Consider the following 15272-nt stretch of genomic DNA (forward strand, 5'->3'; position numbering starts at 1 on the left):
GCCCAGCGGCCGGGACACGGCTTGGTGCGCGAGCCGAGGAGACGCCCCGGAGGGACCCCGCGCACAGCCCGACAGACCGATCCCGCCCAGGGGACAACCCGGGACAGGCCCAGCAAGCCGATCCCCATGAGGGGGGCAAACCCAGCCCCGCCGGCGTTTGAGGCGAAGGGGGGCAGGCCCCGCAGGGCGATCCCGCTGAGGGGGGCAAACCCAGCCCCGCCGGCGTTTGAGGCGAAGGGGGGGCGGGGCCCGGCGGGGCGAGTTGGCGGGGCCTGGGGATACCGCCGAAGCCGAGCGCTAAGCGTCCAGGCCGATCGCGAACGCCGCTTCCAGGTCGTGCTGCGAGTACGTGCGGAACGCCACGTGCGTGTCCGTGGCCTCGACGCCCGGGATCTTGCTGATGCGGCCCGGGATGATGTCCGCCAGGTTCTCGTGGCGGGCCACGCGGACCAGCGCGATCAGGTCGTACGTCCCCGTGACGGAGTAGACCTCGCTGACACTGTCCAGCGCGGCGATGGACTCGGCGATCTCGGGGATGCGGTCCACGCTGGTCTTGATGAGCACGATCGCGGTGATCACGGCTGGCTGTCTCCCTCGATGGCCGTCGCTGGTCGCACCACTCTAGTCGCACCCCGATACCGCACCCACGCGTACAGGAAGCCGACGGAGAAGCCCACCAGATGGGCCAGGTAGGCGACCCCGGGGCCGCTGCCCGCCCGGTGCGCGGCCACCCCCTGGAGGGCGAACCAGAACAGCAGCACGAGCCACGCCGGGAACCGCAGCGGCAGGAAGAACAGGAAGGGGAACAGGCTCGTCACCCGGGCCCGCGGGAGCAGGTACAGGAACGCGCCCAGCACCGCCGAGATGGCTCCGGAGGCGCCGACCAGCGTCTGCGAGGACCCCGCGTTGGCCGCCGCGTACACCGCCAGGGCCACGTACCCCGTACAGACGTAGAAGACGAGGAACGCCGGGCGGCCCATCCGCTCCTCCGTCATCGCGCCGAAGACGTAGAGGAAGAGCATGTTGCCGAGCAGGTGCAGCCAGCTGCCGTGCACGAACAGCGCGGTCAGCGGGGTCAGCCAGGCCCTCGGGCGGCCCGTGAACAACTCGTCGGGGACCACGCCCCAGCGCCGGAAGTAGTCCGTCCCGGCGGTCAGCAGCCCCTCGCCCGTCCCGTACGCCGGGTTCAGCCCCGAGGCCGGGCCGAGTACGAACACCACGGCGCAGCCCGCGATCAGCGCATGGGTGACCACCGGTCCCCGGGCGGCCTCGCGAACGGCCTGCCACCTTACGATCATGTGACAGAGCATGACGCAACCGACCCCACCCGGGGCGGTGGCAGGCCGTAGGGTTACGAGCCGGCGTCCGGCCAATCGGCGCGGACGGCTCAGCCGACGGCTTTAATTGAATCAGCTACGAAGGAGAGAGCGGCCTGATGACGGTTCCCCTGCCGACCGACACCACCCGGTGGCGCTGCACCCTGTGCGGCAACCTCACGCGCTTCGACGTCACCCGTTCGTCGAAGGTCGTCGAGTACGTCCACCTGGACCTCGCCGGGGAGCCCAAGGTCGAGGAGCGCGAGGTGGTCAATGAGACCATCGAGTCGGTCCGCTGCCGCTGGTGCAACGCGGTGGACCAGATCGAGCTCGTGGACAGGCCGGGCGCGGACTCCTGACGGAGCCCCGCCCACAGGTAGATCACGGTAGGGGTGACGGATTGTGGAGCCAGCAAGCGGCGCTGAGCCGGCCGATGCGGCCGGCGACGCCGCCGAGGTGCTCGACCGCCCGCTGCCGGAAGGCGTGCGGCGCCGGGTCGTCGCGCTCGTCTCGGACGCCTTCGGCGGACTGACGGTCGGGGACCTCCCGGCGCAGCTGCGCCAGTACGCCCGTTTCACCCCGACCCGGCGCGCCAAGTTCGCGGGCAACGCGATGGCCGCGGCGGTCGAGACCGACCCGGTGTTCCGCAGCCGGGTCGCCGAGAAGCTGCGCGAGGGGCAGGCGGAGCTGGCCGGCGCCCTGGAGTCCGGTGCTCCGCCCGCCGCCGCGGATCCGCTGGACGTGGCGGCCGCCGCGTACGTGCTGCGGCCGGTCGGCTGGGTCAAGCTGGTGGCCGCAGCGGGCGAGGAGGCGCAGCGCGCCGACGCCGAGCGGGTCGGCGAGGAGACCCGGCGCGAGCTGGACCGGTTGCGCGAGGAGCTGGCGCAGGTACGGGACGTGCAGCGGTCCGGCGGTGAGCAGGTGCGGGCCGAGCTGGACGAGGCCCGCAAGGAAGCGGAATCGCTTCAGCGCAAACTGCGCAGCGCGCTCAGCGACGTCAAGCGCGGTGAGGCGGCCCTGCGCAAGGTGAACGCGGAGATCGACGGGGTCCGCGGCGACGCGGCCGCGCGGGTGGCCGCCGCCGAGAGCGAGACCCGGCGGCTCAAGTCCCGTCTGGCGGAGGTGGAGGCGTCGCTGGAGACCTCGCGCCGGGCCACCCGCGAGGGGCGCAGCATCGAGGACATGCGGCTGCGGCTGCTGCTGGACACCGTGCTGGACGCGGCGGCGGGGCTGCGCCGCGAGCTGGCGCTGCCCCCGGTGTCCACGCGCCCGGCGGACACCGTGGAGGCCGTGGAGCCGGGCCGGATGACGCCGAAGGACATCGCGGCGCGCGCCCTGTCGGAGACCGATCCGGCGCTGTTGGACCAGCTGTTGGCGCTGCCCCAGGCCCATCTGGTGGTCGACGGCTACAACGTGACCAAGACGGGGTATCCGACGATGCCGCTGGAGAAGCAGCGGCTGCGCCTGCTGGGCGGGCTGTCGATGCTGGCCGCGCAGACGGGCGCGGAGATGACCTGTGTCTTCGACGGGGCGGAACTGGCCGCCCCGGTGCTGCTCGCGCCGCCGCGCGGGGTGCGGGTGCTGTTCTCCAAGGCCGGGGTGACGGCGGACGAGCTGATCCGCCAGCTGGTGCGGGCGGAGCCGCCCGGCCGGCCGGTGGTCGTGGTCTCGACCGACCGGGAGGTCGCCGACGGGGTGGCCAAGGCGGGTGCGCGGCCGGTGGCGTCCGCATTGCTGCTGAAGCGGCTTTCGCGCGTTTCATAACTCCTGCCCCGCATGCCCGAATTGGCAGGGGTCTCAGGGAACGTACCGTCAAGTGCCCGGCACAGAGCGTGCGCTGTAGGTAAAGAAGCTGGTCGGCGAGCGGATTTTTACCCGGCGGGATTTGAACTGATCACAGCGAGGTCACTAGGGTGCGTTCAAACCTTCGTGCGGTAGATCACTCATTCGGGGTGGCGGCGGAGGTGCTGCCGAGTTGCGTTCTTCGGCGGCTCTAGGAAGAAGGAGCTCGCCTCCGTGGCGTCCCACCGTCGACCCAAGCAGCCGAACCGCGCCCGTGTGACCGTCCTCGGTGCGACCGCGGCCGCCGTGGTCGCCCTCACCTCCCAGTCCGCCTCGGCCGCTCCGGCGAAGCCGGGCAAGGACGAGGTCAAGTCCCAGGTGGACGCCCTCTACGAGGAGGCGGAGCAGGCCACCGAGAAGTTCAACGGGGCCAAGGAGCGCCAGGAGAAGCTCGAGAAGGAGATCGGGCAGCTCCAGGACCAGGTCGCGCGCGGCCAGGGCGACCTCAACGAGCTGCGCAGCACGCTCGGTTCGATGGCGAGCGCGCAGTACCGCAACGGCGGCATAGACCCCTCGGTCGCCCTCCTCCTCTCCGAGGACCCCGACAGCTACCTCGACAAGGCCTCCTCCCTGGAGCACCTGAGCGGCAAGCAGGTCGAGGCCGTCCAGAAGATCCAGGCCAAGCAGCGCACCCTCGCGCAACAGCGCCAGGAGGCCGCCGGCAAGCTCGCCGACCTCGACGCCACGCGCAAGGAGCTCGGCGAGAAGAAGAAGGTCTCGCAGGACAAGCTCGCCGCGGCCCAGGCCCTGCTCAACACCCTCACCGCCCAGGAGCGCGCCGCCCTCAAGGACGAGGAGACCCGCGCCAGCCGCAGCGACGCGGGCCGCGTCGACCTCGGCAACGAGAAGGCCTCCGGCCGTGCCGGCGCCGCCCTCGCGGCCGCCAAGACCAAGGTCGGCAGCGCGTACATCTCGGGCCACGAGGGCCCCAGCTCCTTCGACTGCTCCGGGCTGACCCAGTGGGCCTACAAACAGGCCAACGTCAGCATCAGCCGCGTCACCTACACCCAGGCCAACGACGGCACGCGCATCAGCCGCAGCCAGCTCCAGCCCGGCGACCTGGTCTTCTTCTACGGGGACCTGCACCACGTCGGCCTGTACGCGGGCAACAACATGACGCTGCACGCCTCGAACCCGCGCGGCGGCGTCAAGTACGAGTCGATGGACAACATGCCGTTCCAGTTCGGCGTCCGCATCGGCTGACCCTCCCCGCGCCGCGGTCCCCGCTGCGGGACGCGCCGTACACCGCCCATCCGGGCGAATTGCGGGACCTCGCTCTGACCCCACGCCCCGCCGGTGACCTGCGTCTCCGGCGGGGCGTCACCGTGCGTGCCCGTCGGCGGTCGTTGGTCGGTGCCCGGTGGCGCCGCTACTGTCTGCCAGCGCGTAACCCGGCACACGTCCGTCCACGGGGGGCGGACCCGGGCCACGCCCAGCGGAAGGGAGCGGTTTCACGTGGCGTCCCATCGTCGGCCCGGGCTCGGCAGCCTCGACCGGAACACGAAGGTCACCGTCCTCACCGCCGCCGCGGCCACCGCAGCGGTCGCCATGGCGGGCGCACCCGCCGGCGCGGCCCCCGGCCTGCCGCAGGACCCGGCCGCGGGCTCCCGAGCCCAGGTCGACCGGCTCTTCGAGGAGGCCGAGCAGGCCACCGAGCGCTTCAACGAGGCGGGCGAGAAGGCCGACCGGCTGCGCGCCCAGGTCGACCGTGCCCAGGACGCGGTCGCCCGCGGCCAGGAGCGCATCAACACCATGCGGGGCGTCCTCGGCACCTTCGCCGGGGCCCAGTACCGCAGCGGCGGCATCGACCCCGCCGTCGGCCTGATGCTGGCCGAGGACCCCGACGCCTACCTGGAACAGGCCGCCGCCCTGGACCGGCTGACGGGCCGCCAGGCGCGGCAGCTGGACGAACTGCGCGAGGAGCAGCGCCGGCTCGGCCAGGAGCGCCGGGAGGCCTCCCGCAAGCTCGCCGAGCTCGACGCGCTGCGCGCCGACGTGGCCCGGCACAAGCGCTCCGTCACGGCCAAGCTCGCGGCCGCCCGGCGGCTGCTGAACGCCATGCCCTCCGAGGAGCGGGCCGACTTCGAGCGCGCCTCCCGCTCGGGCGGCCGGCCCGACGCCCTGCCCGACCTGCCCTCGCCCGGCGCCTCCTCGGGCCGCGCCGCGACCGCCGTGATGGCGGCCCGGGCCGCGGTCGGCCGCCCGTACGTGTGGGGTTCCACCGGCCCCTCCGGCTTCGACTGCTCGGGGCTGATGGTCTGGTCCTACCGCCAGGCCGGGGTCTCGCTGCCGCGCACCTCGCAGGCCCAGCGGCACGCCGGCCGCCAGGTCCCGCTGTCGCAGGCCCGCCCGGGCGACCTGGTGACGTACCGCTCGGACGCCAGCCACGTCGGCATGTACGTCGGCAACGGCCAGGTGGTGCACGCGCCGTACCCCGGGGCCCGGGTCCGCTACGACCCCGTCGGGATGATGCCGGTGTCGGCCGTGACCCGGCCCTGACGCCGGGACGCCGGCCCATGCGTACGATCGGCTGATGCTCCCGGGTCGCCGTCTCGTCCGCGTACTGCCGCTCCTGCCGCTCCTGCTGTGCCTGCTGTCCGCCGGCTGCGCGGTGCGGCCGGCGGACACGGCCGGGCAGGACGTCCGCCGGGCCGTGGCCGAGTGGTCGCGGACGCCGCCCGAGCGGCTCGCCGGGATCCCGGTCGAGGACTGGGCGTACGAGGTCGACTCGGTGCGGCGGGACGGCGTACGGGCCCACGTCCGGGCCCAGCTGCGCTACCGGCTCACCGGCTACGACCCGGCCCCGGGCGGCTCGGCCCGCGAACTCGAGCTGCTCCAGGAGGGCGGCACCTGGCGGGTCACCGCGGACCGGCCCGCCCCGGGCACCCCTCCGCAGCTGTGGGACCAGGGGCCGGTCTCGGTGGTCCGTGGCACGCACACGCTGGTGCTGGGCGGCTCCGGGCAGAGTGGGGAGACCCTGCGCGCCATCGCCGCCGAGGCGGACCGGGCGGTTCCCGCGGCGAGCGCCGCGTGGCCCCGGCCGTGGGCCGGGCGCGTGGTGGTGCTGGTCCCGGGGTCGCTGGAGCGGATGGCGGAACTGCTGGGCGGCACGGCCGGCGCCTACCGGGGCATGGGGGCGGTCACCACGGGCCGGGTGGGCGCGGGACCCGCCCCCGCGGACCGGGTCGTGGTCAACCCGGAGGGGTACGCCGGGCTGGGCGAGGCGGGCCGCCGGATCGTGCTGACCCACGAGGTCACCCACGTGGCCACCCGGGCGGCGACCACGGCCACCACCCCGCTGTGGCTCTCCGAGGGCTTCGCGGACTGGGCGGCGTACCGCGGCGGCCCCACCACGCCGGAGCAGGGCGCCCCGGCGCTGGCCCGCGCCGTACGGCGGGGCGAGGTGCCGGCCGGGCTGCCGGCGACGGAGGCCTTCGCCTTCGGCGGCGACCCGCAGGCGCTGGCCCGGGCGTACGAGGGCGCGTGGCTGGCCTGCCGGCTGATCGCCGACAAGTGGGGCGAGGAGGCGCTGGTCGGCCTGTACGAGAGGGCGGGCCGCGAACCGCTGCCGACGGCCCTGGACGAGGCGCTGGGCGTGGACCAGGCGGGGCTCACGAAGGCCTGGCAGGAGGCCCTGCGCGGCTGGCTCGGCTGAGGGCGGCGGGCGTCCGGTACTGTCGGCAGGCAATGCACAAGACGCTGATCGTGACCAACGACTTCCCCCCGCGACCGGGCGGCATCCAGGCCTTCCTGCACAACATGGCACTGCGGCTGGATCCCTACCGGGTCGTCGTGTACGCCTCCACGTGGAAGCACGGCGCGGAGGGCCGCGAGGCCACCGCCGCCTTCGACGCCGAGCAGCCCTTCCAGGTGGTGCGCGACCGCACGACCATGCTGCTGCCGACCCCGCGCGTGACGCGGCGGGCCGTGGGCCTGCTGCGCGAACACGGCTGCCGGTCCGTGTGGTTCGGCGCGGCCGCCCCGCTCGGCCTGATGGGACCGGCGCTGCGGCGGGCGGGGGCCGAGCGGATCGTGGCGACCACGCACGGGCACGAGGCGGGCTGGGCCCAGCTGCCGGCGGCGCGGCAGCTGCTGCGCCGCATCGGCGAGGGCACCGACACGCTGACCTACCTGGGGGAGTACACGCGCTCCCGGATCGCCTCGGCGGTGACGGACCGGGCGGCGGAGCGGATGGTGCAGCTGCCGCCGGGGGTGGACGAGAAGACCTTCCACCCGGAGTCGGGCGGGGCGGAGGTCCGGGCGCGGCTCGGGCTGACCGACCGGCCGGTGGTGGTGTGCGTGTCGCGGCTCGTGCCGCGCAAGGGCCAGGACACGCTGATCGAGGCGATGCCGCGGATCCTGGCGGCGGTGCCGGACGCGGTGCTGCTGATCGTGGGCGGCGGGCCGTACGAGTCCGACCTGCGGAAGCTGGCGGTCTCCGTGGGCGTCGCGGACTCGGTGGTCTTCACGGGTCCGGTCCCGTGGTCCGAACTGCCCGCCCACTACGGGGCCGGGGACGTCTTCGCCATGCCGTGCCGGACCCGGCGGGGCGGGCTGGACGTCGAGGGGCTCGGGATCGTCTACCTGGAGGCCTCGGCGACGGGCCTGCCGGTGGTCGCGGGCGACTCCGGCGGGGCGCCGGACGCGGTGCTGGACGGGGAGACGGGGTGGGTCGTCCGGGGCGGCGAGCCGTCCGAGGCGGCGGACCGGATCACCGCGCTGCTCCTGGATCCGGCGCTGCGGGAGCGGATGGGCGAGCGGGGCCGGGCCTGGGTCGAGGAGCGCTGGCGCTGGGACCTCCTGGCGTCCCGCCTCCGCGCCCTCCTCTGACCCGCCACCGCCATTGGCCCGGCGGGGCTGGGAGGGCCGGGCTGCGCCCTGGCGCCCTGCGTCGATCGCGGGCGCGGCTTCAAGACCGGGGCTCCGCCCCGCACCCCGCGCCTCAAACGCCGGCGAGGCTGAAAGATCGGGGCTCCGCCCCGGGCCCCGCGCCTCAAGCGCCGGCGGGGCTGGATGTGGCCTGGCGGTGCCGGGTCGGGTGCGGCGCCGTTGGTCCGAGCTCCCGCGCCTCAAACGCCGGCGGGGCTGGATGTGGCTTGCCTGGTGCCCCCTGTGGGAGGTCAAGGTGTCCTCGGCGGCGGCATCAGGCACCTCCAGCCCCGCCGGCGTTTGAGGCGCGGGGGTTCGGGGGCGGAGCCCCTGACAGCGGCGGCGCGTGGGTGGAGTCGGGGCCCGGCGTGGGGCCGGTGGGGTGTCTGGGGTGGGGCGGGCGACATGGGGGACTGTCTCTCCGATGTCTGGCAGCGCAGCGTATGGGTGGAGGGGTTGATTCCGCCCATCATGCGGCCATGACACCAAACCTGACGCGCCGTCACCTTCTCGGCCTCGGCGCCCTGCAGACCGCCGCCGCGCTCGGCTTCACGCGGATCGGCCTCGGCTCCGCCTCCGCCGCCGAGCCGGGCGCAGCCCACTACGCGCCCGCCATCGTCGTCGGCTCCGGCTACGGCGCCGCCGTCGCCGCGCTGCGCCTCGGCCAGGCCGGCATCCGTACCGTCGTCCTCGAGATGGGCCGGCTCTGGGACACCGCCGGGCCCGACGGCAAGGTCTTCCCCTCCACCTCCGCCCCCGACCACCGCTCCATGTGGTTCCGCACCCGCACCGAGGCCCCGCTCGCCCAGTTCCTCTGGCTCGACGTCGTCAACCGCGACATCAGCCCGTACCCCGGCGTCCTGGACCGCGTGAACCACGGCGACATGTCCGTGTACGTGGGGCGGGGGGTGGGCGGAGGATCGCTCGTCAACGGGGGCATGGCCCCGACGCCCCGCCGCTCGTACTTCTCCGAGGTGCTGCCCGGGGTCGACGCCGCCGAGATGTACGGCACCTACTACCCGCGCGCCCGCGCCATGCTCGGCGTCAACGACATCGACCCGGCCTGGTTCGAGTCCACCGAGTGGTACCGCTTCGCCCGGATCTCCCGCAAGCACGCCCACCACACCGGCCTGAAGACCGTCTTCGTCCCCAACGTCTACGACTTCGCCTACATGAAGCGCGAGGCGGCCGGCACCGCCCCCAGGTCGGCGCTGGCCGGAGAGGTCATCTACGGCAACAACCACGGCAAGAAGAGCGTCGACAAGACCTACCTCGCGGCAGCGGTCGGCACGGGCAACGTCACCATCGAGACCCTGCAGCGCGTGGTCGGCGTACGGCAGGACCCCGCGGGGGGCTACGTCCTCACCGTGCGGACCAGCGACCTGGCCGGCCGGGTCACCCAGGTCCGCGAACTCGGCTGCCGGCAGCTCTTCCTGGGGGCCGGGAGCCTGGGGACCACCGAGATCCTGCTGCGCGCCCGCGAGACCGGGGCGCTGCCCGCGCTCAGCGACCGGGTCGGGCACGGCTGGGGCCCCAACGGCAACGTGATGACCGCCCGCGCCAACCACCTGTGGGACACGGTCGGCGCCAACCAGGCCACCATGCCCGCCCTGGGCATCGACGACTGGGACAACCCCGCGAACCCGGTCTTCGCCGAGATCGCCCCGCTCCCCATGGGCCTCGAGCACTGGATCTCGATGTACCTGGCCATCACCAAGAACCCCGAGCGCGGGCACTTCACGTACGACGCGGCCACCGACTCGGCCCGCCTCAACTGGCGGCGGGAGCAGAACACGCCCTCGGTGAACGCGGCGAAGAACCTCTTCGACCGCATCAACCGGCGCAACTTCACGATCTACCGCTACGACCTGTTCGGCGGCAACAGGGCCTTCGCCGACAACTTCACGTACCACCCGCTCGGCGGCTGCGTCCTCGGGGAGGCGACCGACCTCTACGGCCGGGCCAAGGGCTACCAGGGGCTGTACGTGGTCGACAGCTCCCTGATCCCCGGCTCGCTCGGCGTGAACCCGTTCGTCACCGTGACCGCCCTCGCCGAGCGGAACATGGCCCGGATCCTCGCCGAGGACTAGCTCCGGCTAACCCCGGTACAGGGCTTCGATCTCGTCCGCGAAGTCCTTCGCGACCACATTCCGCTTGAGCTTCAGAGACGGCGTGATGTGGCCCGACTCCTCCGTGAACTGGGAGGGCAGAATGCGGAATTTCCGCACCGATTCCGCCTTGGACACCGCCGCGTTGCCGTCGTCGACGGCCTTTTGGACGGCGGCGTTGAGTTCCGCGTCGTCGCGCAGCTCCGCCGCCGTCACACCGGCCGGCTTGCCGTTCTCCGCGGCCCACCGGCCGAGGAACTCCTCGTCGATGGTGACCAGCGCGGCCACGAACGGCCGCCCGTCGCCGACGACCATGCACTCCGCGACCAGCGCGTGCGCCCGGATCCGGTCCTCGATCACGGCGGGTGCGACGTTCTTGCCGCCCGCGGTGACGATGAGCTCCTTCTTGCGCCCGGTGATCGTGAGGTAGCCGTCCTCGTCGAGGGTGCCGACGTCGCCGGTGTGGAACCAGCCGTCGGTGAGCGCCTCGGCGGTGGCCGCCTCGTTCTTCCAGTAGCCGGTGAAGATCTGCTCGCCGTGCAGCAGCACCTCGCCGTCGTCCGCGATGCGCACCACGGAGCCCGGCATGGGCTGGCCGACCGTACCGATCTTCTGCTTGTCCCACGGGTTGAAGGTGGTCGCCGCGCAGGACTCCGTCAGGCCGTAGCCCTCCAGCACGGTGAAGCCGATGCCGCGGAAGAAGTGCCCGAGCCGCTCGCCCAGCGGGGCGCCGCCGGAGATCGCGTACTCGCCGCGCCCGCCGAGGACCGCGTGCAGCTTGCTGTAGACGAGCTTGGTGAAGACCTTGTGCTTGAGCTTCAGGCCGAAGGACGGCCCGCGGGGGGTGTCCAGCGCCCGGCTGTACGCGATCGCCGTCTCGGCAGCCGCGTCGAAGATCTTGCCCTTGCCCTCGGCCTGCGCCTTGGCGCGCGCCGAGTTGTAGACCTTCTCGAAGACGCGCGGCACACCGAGGATCAGGGTGGGCCGGAAGGACTGCAGCTCGTCGGTCAGGTTCTTGATGTCCGGTACGCAGCCCAGCCGGATCGGCGCCAGTACGGCCGCCACCTCCACCAGGCGGCCGAAGACGTGCGCCGCCGGGAGGAACAGCAGGACCGAGCACTCGCCGGTCTTGAACAGCGGCTTCAGCCGCTCCACGGCGTTGCCGCACTCCGCGAAGAAGTTGCGGTGGCTGAGCACGCAGCCCTTGGGGCGGCCGGTGGTGCCCGAGGTGTAGACGATGGTGGCCGGGTCGTCGGCGCACGCCAGGCTGCTGCGCTCGTCGACCTCGGCGTCGGTGATCCCGGCGCCCGCGCTCTTCAGCGCTTCCAGGGCTCCCTGCTCGATCTCCCAGACGTCGCGCAGTTCCGGCAGCCGGTCGCGCAGCGAGGCCACGGCCGCGCCGTGCCCGGCGCTCTCGACGACCGCGGCGACGGCGCCGGAGTCCCCGAGGATCCACTGGATCTGCTCGGGGGAGCTGGTCTCGTAGACCGGGACGGTGACGCCGCCCGCGGTCCAGATCGCGAAGTCGACCAGCACCCACTCGTAGCGGGTGCGGGAGATCAGGGCGACCCGGTCGCCGGGGCGGATGCCCGCCGCGATCAGGCCCTTGGCCGCGGCCCGGACCTCGGCCAGGAACTCGGTCGCGGTCACGTCCTGCCACCGGCCGTCCACCTTGCGGCTCATGACGGCGGTGTCGGGATGCTGCGCGGCGTTGCGGCGGATGAGATCCGTCAGGTTCCCGTCCGACGGGACCTCGTACAGGGCCGGAAGGCTGAACTCGCGCAAGACTGCTGCTCCTCTGGGCGCCATCGCCACCATGTGGACCGACCGGACGTTACCCACCGGTAGTGGGTTCCGGATAGAGGGAACCGGCCAGATGTTCCCTGCGTCACATGCCGCGGCCTTTTCCAGGCGACACTAGTCGACCCCGTCGGCGACTCGGAAGTAACCGCAGGTCCGGCTGTATCCGGCACCCCCGCTACCCCGCCGGCACCCGGCCGCCCTAGGGTGGCCGCATGGCTGGCAGCAGGCGGGGCGGGACGTCGGACACGAGCGGATCGAGCCGCGCCGGGCTCCGTTCCGCGGCCCGCACCCGGGTCCACGTCGTGAGCGACGTGCACGGCAACGCCGAGGCCCTCGCCCGGGCCGGGGACGGTGCGGACGCACTGATCTGCCTCGGCGACCTCGTGCTCTTCCTCGACTACGCCGACCACTCGCGCGGGATCTTCCCCGACCTGTTCGGCGTCGAGAACGCCGACCGGATCGTCGAGCTGCGCACCGCACGCCGCTTCGCCGAGGCCCACGCCCTCGGGCGCCGGCTGTGGGCGGGGCTGGACCGGGAGCGGCTGATCGAGGACGCCGTGCGCCGCCAGTACGCGCAGATGTTCGCCGCCTTCCCCACCCCCACGTACGCCACCTACGGCAACGTCGACATCCCGTCCCTGTGGCCGGAGTACGCCGACCGCCCCGGCGTCACCGTGCTCGACGGGCAGCGCGTGGAGATCGGCGGCCGGGTCTTCGGCTTCGTCGGGGGCGGCCTGCCCTCGCCGATGCGGACCCCGTACGAGGTGGACGTCGAGGAGTACGCCGCCAAGGTGGAGGCGCTGGGCGAGGTCGACGTACTGTGCTCGCACATCCCTCCGGAAGTGCCGGAGCTCTGCTACGACACGGTCGCCCGCCGCTTCGAACGCGGCAGCGAGGCCCTGCTCGCAGCGATCCGGCGCACCCGCCCCCGGTACGCCCTCTTCGGGCACGTCCACCAGCCGCTCGCCCGGCGGATGCGGATCGGCGGCACGGAGTGCGTGAACGTCGGGCACTTCGCGGCGACCGGCAGGCCCTGGGCCCTGGAGTGGTGAGCTCCGCACGCACGGTAGCCTTCGAGCGGCGGCCGGAGGCCGCACACTTCCTCGAATAACTCCACGGAGGAGCGACTGCGATGGCGGAACACACCAGCTCAAGCATCACGATCGAGGCTGCGCCGGCCGACGTGATGGCCGTGATCGCAGACTTCGCCCGTTACCCGGAGTGGACCGGCGAGGTGAAGGAGGCCGAGGTACTGGCCGCCGGCGCCGACGGCCGGGCCGAAAAGGTACGGCTGCTGCTCGACGCGGGCGCGATCAAGGACGACCACACCCTCTCCTACACCTGGAAGGGCGAGCACGAGGTCAGCTGGACCCTGGACAAGTCCCAGATGCTGCGCCAGCTGGACGGCTCGTACCGGCTGGCCCCGCTGGACGGCGGCAAGCGCACCGAGGTCACCTACCAACTGACCGTGGACGTCAAGATCCCCATGCTCGGCATGATCAAGCGCAAGGCCGAGAAGGTCATCATCGACCGCGCCCTGGCCGGCCTGAAGAAGCGCGTGGAATCGACCGGCTGAGGCCCGAGACCGTGCACACCTTGCTGATCACCGGCCCCGGCGGGGCCGGGCGGACCACCGTGGCCGCGGCCACCGCCCTCGCCGCGGCCCGGCAGGGGCGGCGGGTGCTGCTGCTGTCCGGCGACGTCGGGGACCCCCTCGCGGCCCTGACCGGGGAACCGGTGGGGGAGCCCGCCGAGGCCGCCCCCGGTCTGCCGGCCGTGCCGGTGGCCGGCGGGATCCGGGTGGCCCGGGTCGACTCCGGCGAGGAGTTCCGCGAGGAACTCGTCGCCCTCCAGGAGCGCGGATCCGCCCTCCTCGGCATGCTCGGGGCCCGGCCGCTGGGCGCCGAGGAGCTCACCGAACTGCCCGGCGCCGAGCAGTTCGCCCTGCTGCGCGCCCTGCGGCGGGCCGCCGCCGCCCCGGGACACGACCTCGTCGTCGTCGACCTGCCCCCGCTGCACCAGGCCCTGGCCACCCTCGCCCTCCCCGCCCAGCTGCGCCGCTACCTCGCCCGGCTGCTCCCCGCGCAGCGGCAGGCCGCCCGCGCCCTGCGGCCCGTACTGGCCCAGCTGGCCGGCGTGCCGATGCCCGCGCAGTGGCTCTACGAGGCCGCCGCCCGGTGGGACGAGGAGCTGGCCGCGGTGCAGGAGGTCATAGAGGCCCCCACCACCGAGGTCCGGCTGGTCGCCGAACCGGGGCCGGCCGCCGCCGACGCGGTCCGGGCCGGGCGCCTCGGGTTCGCCCTCCAGCAGCTGCCCGTGGCCGCCGTCGTCGTCAACCGCCTGCTGCCCGGGGGCTCCGTCGACCCCTGGCTCGCCGGGCTGGCCGCCCAGCAGGAGAAGTACGCCTCCCTGTGGGCCGGGGAGCTGCCCGTGGTCCGGCTCGACCACCTCGGCCGCGACCCGCGCGGCCCGCAGGACCTGGAACCGCTCGCCGCCGCCGGCGCCCTCGTACCGCGGCCGCCCGCACCCCGCCGGGCCTGGGCGGTCGAGGACCGGCTCGCCGAGGACGGGGTGCTCGTCTGGGTGGTCCCGCTGCCCGGTGCGCACAAGCGCGAGCTCGACCTGATCCGCCGGGGCGACGAGCTGCTGCTCAGCGTGGGCCCGTACCGAAGGATCGTTCCGCTGCCCGCGGCGCTGCGCCGCTGCACCGTCTCCGGAGCGGCCCTGGCCGAGGACGGCCTGCGCATCCGGTTCACCCCGGATCCCGGACTCTGGCCCCGCACGACCTGATCCGCGTACCGCCGTTCGGGTACCGTCGAAGGTAGCCAGTACCGCACGCACCGCAGCTGCCGCAGGAGAGTCCGCCATGAGCGAGGCCACCGACCGCCCCACCGACGACGACGCCTGGGCCAAGGCCTGCGCCGAGGACCTCGCCGCCGAGAAGGAGCGCCTGCGCGGGCAGGGCGGGACGGGGGGCCAGGCCACCGGGACCGCCGCCGAGGAGCTGTTCAAACTCTTCGAGGCCGTCGCCGACAAGGTCTCAGGGCTGAACAACCCCCTCATCGGCAGTGCGGCGCAGGGAGCCGTGCGCCAGTTCGTCAACCAGGCGAAGACCGCCGCCAAGCCCGTCATCGAGCGCAACCCCGAGGTCTTCGACCACCTCGCGGCCGCCGGATCCGAGCTGCTCGCCGCCTACCGCTCCGCCGTCGAGGGCCACGAGCGCCGCTGGACCCAGGGCGAGCCCCCGACGCCCCGGCCGACGCCCGGCGAGCGCGACCCCCGTGACGAGGGCCCCGACGACGGCCCGGCCGAGCGGATCGATCTCGACTGAACC

General features: G+C 73.6%; 14 protein-coding genes. 11 read left to right on the forward strand and 3 right to left on the reverse strand.

Features of this window, described 5'->3' with window-relative positions; translation table 11 throughout:
- Positions 1-297: 297 nt before the first annotated feature.
- Both AB0D66_RS10695 and AB0D66_RS10700 read right to left on the reverse strand, forming a co-directional pair.
- On the reverse strand, positions 298-579 hold the full coding sequence (locus tag AB0D66_RS10695; protein ID WP_008738815.1) for an Lrp/AsnC ligand binding domain-containing protein: 282 nt from the start codon (positions 577-579) through the stop codon (positions 298-300).
- Positions 576-1310, reverse strand: a complete 735-nt coding sequence (locus AB0D66_RS10700) for a rhomboid family intramembrane serine protease (protein WP_362299856.1) — start codon at positions 1308-1310, stop codon at positions 576-578. Before AB0D66_RS10700 ends, AB0D66_RS10695 begins: the two co-directional genes overlap by 4 nt.
- 125 nt (positions 1311-1435) lie before the next feature.
- On the opposite strand from AB0D66_RS10700, the gene AB0D66_RS10705 reads away from it, so the two are divergent.
- The 7 genes from AB0D66_RS10705 to AB0D66_RS10735 all read left to right on the forward strand — a co-directional run bounded on the left by AB0D66_RS10705 (position 1436) and on the right by AB0D66_RS10735 (position 10117).
- Positions 1436-1675, forward strand: coding sequence for a hypothetical protein (locus tag AB0D66_RS10705; protein WP_008738811.1), 240 nt, complete (start codon positions 1436-1438; stop codon positions 1673-1675).
- A 40-nt stretch (positions 1676-1715) separates the two neighbouring features.
- Positions 1716-3080: an NYN domain-containing protein gene (locus tag AB0D66_RS10710; protein WP_362300324.1), complete on the forward strand. Its 1365-nt coding sequence runs from the start codon at positions 1716-1718 to the stop codon at positions 3078-3080.
- A gap of 252 nt (positions 3081-3332) precedes the next feature.
- The gene (locus AB0D66_RS10715; protein ID WP_362299859.1) at positions 3333-4361 is read left to right on the forward strand and encodes an NlpC/P60 family protein; all 1029 of its coding nucleotides are present in this window, start codon (positions 3333-3335) and stop codon (positions 4359-4361) included.
- A 252-nt stretch (positions 4362-4613) separates the two neighbouring features.
- Complete coding sequence (locus AB0D66_RS10720) at positions 4614-5657, forward strand: NlpC/P60 family protein (protein WP_362299862.1); 1044 nt, start codon at positions 4614-4616, stop codon at positions 5655-5657.
- A 34-nt stretch (positions 5658-5691) separates the two neighbouring features.
- The gene (locus AB0D66_RS10725) at positions 5692-6813 is read left to right on the forward strand and encodes a hypothetical protein (protein ID WP_362299865.1); all 1122 of its coding nucleotides are present in this window, start codon (positions 5692-5694) and stop codon (positions 6811-6813) included.
- A gap of 32 nt (positions 6814-6845) precedes the next feature.
- On the forward strand, positions 6846-7988 hold the full coding sequence (locus tag AB0D66_RS10730) for a glycosyltransferase family 4 protein (RefSeq protein ID WP_362299867.1): 1143 nt from the start codon (positions 6846-6848) through the stop codon (positions 7986-7988).
- 518 nt (positions 7989-8506) lie between these two features.
- Entirely contained in the window at positions 8507-10117 is a 1611-nt protein-coding gene (locus AB0D66_RS10735; RefSeq protein ID WP_362299869.1) for a GMC oxidoreductase, read from the forward strand.
- Between the two features lie 6 nt (positions 10118-10123).
- On the opposite strand, the gene AB0D66_RS10740 is transcribed toward AB0D66_RS10735, so the two are convergent.
- Positions 10124-11920, reverse strand: coding sequence for an AMP-dependent synthetase/ligase (locus AB0D66_RS10740; protein ID WP_362299872.1), 1797 nt, complete (start codon positions 11918-11920; stop codon positions 10124-10126).
- A gap of 230 nt (positions 11921-12150) precedes the next feature.
- On the opposite strand from AB0D66_RS10740, the gene AB0D66_RS10745 reads away from it, so the two are divergent.
- From AB0D66_RS10745 to AB0D66_RS10760, 4 genes are all read left to right on the forward strand, one after another.
- The gene (locus AB0D66_RS10745; RefSeq protein ID WP_362299875.1) at positions 12151-12990 is read left to right on the forward strand and encodes a metallophosphoesterase; all 840 of its coding nucleotides are present in this window, start codon (positions 12151-12153) and stop codon (positions 12988-12990) included.
- Between the two features lie 80 nt (positions 12991-13070).
- Complete coding sequence (locus AB0D66_RS10750; protein ID WP_362299878.1) at positions 13071-13514, forward strand: SRPBCC family protein; 444 nt, start codon at positions 13071-13073, stop codon at positions 13512-13514.
- A gap of 11 nt (positions 13515-13525) precedes the next feature.
- Positions 13526-14728: an ArsA-related P-loop ATPase gene (locus AB0D66_RS10755; protein ID WP_362299881.1), complete on the forward strand. Its 1203-nt coding sequence runs from the start codon at positions 13526-13528 to the stop codon at positions 14726-14728.
- Between the two features lie 76 nt (positions 14729-14804).
- Positions 14805-15269 carry a DUF5304 domain-containing protein gene (locus AB0D66_RS10760; protein ID WP_362299883.1) on the forward strand — a complete coding sequence of 155 codons (465 nt, stop codon included), beginning with the start codon at positions 14805-14807 and terminating at the stop codon, positions 15267-15269.
- Positions 15270-15272: the final 3 nt, after the last annotated feature.

Source organism: Streptomyces sp. NPDC048270 (assembly GCF_040652335.1).
GTDB lineage: Bacteria > Actinomycetota > Actinomycetes > Streptomycetales > Streptomycetaceae > Streptomyces.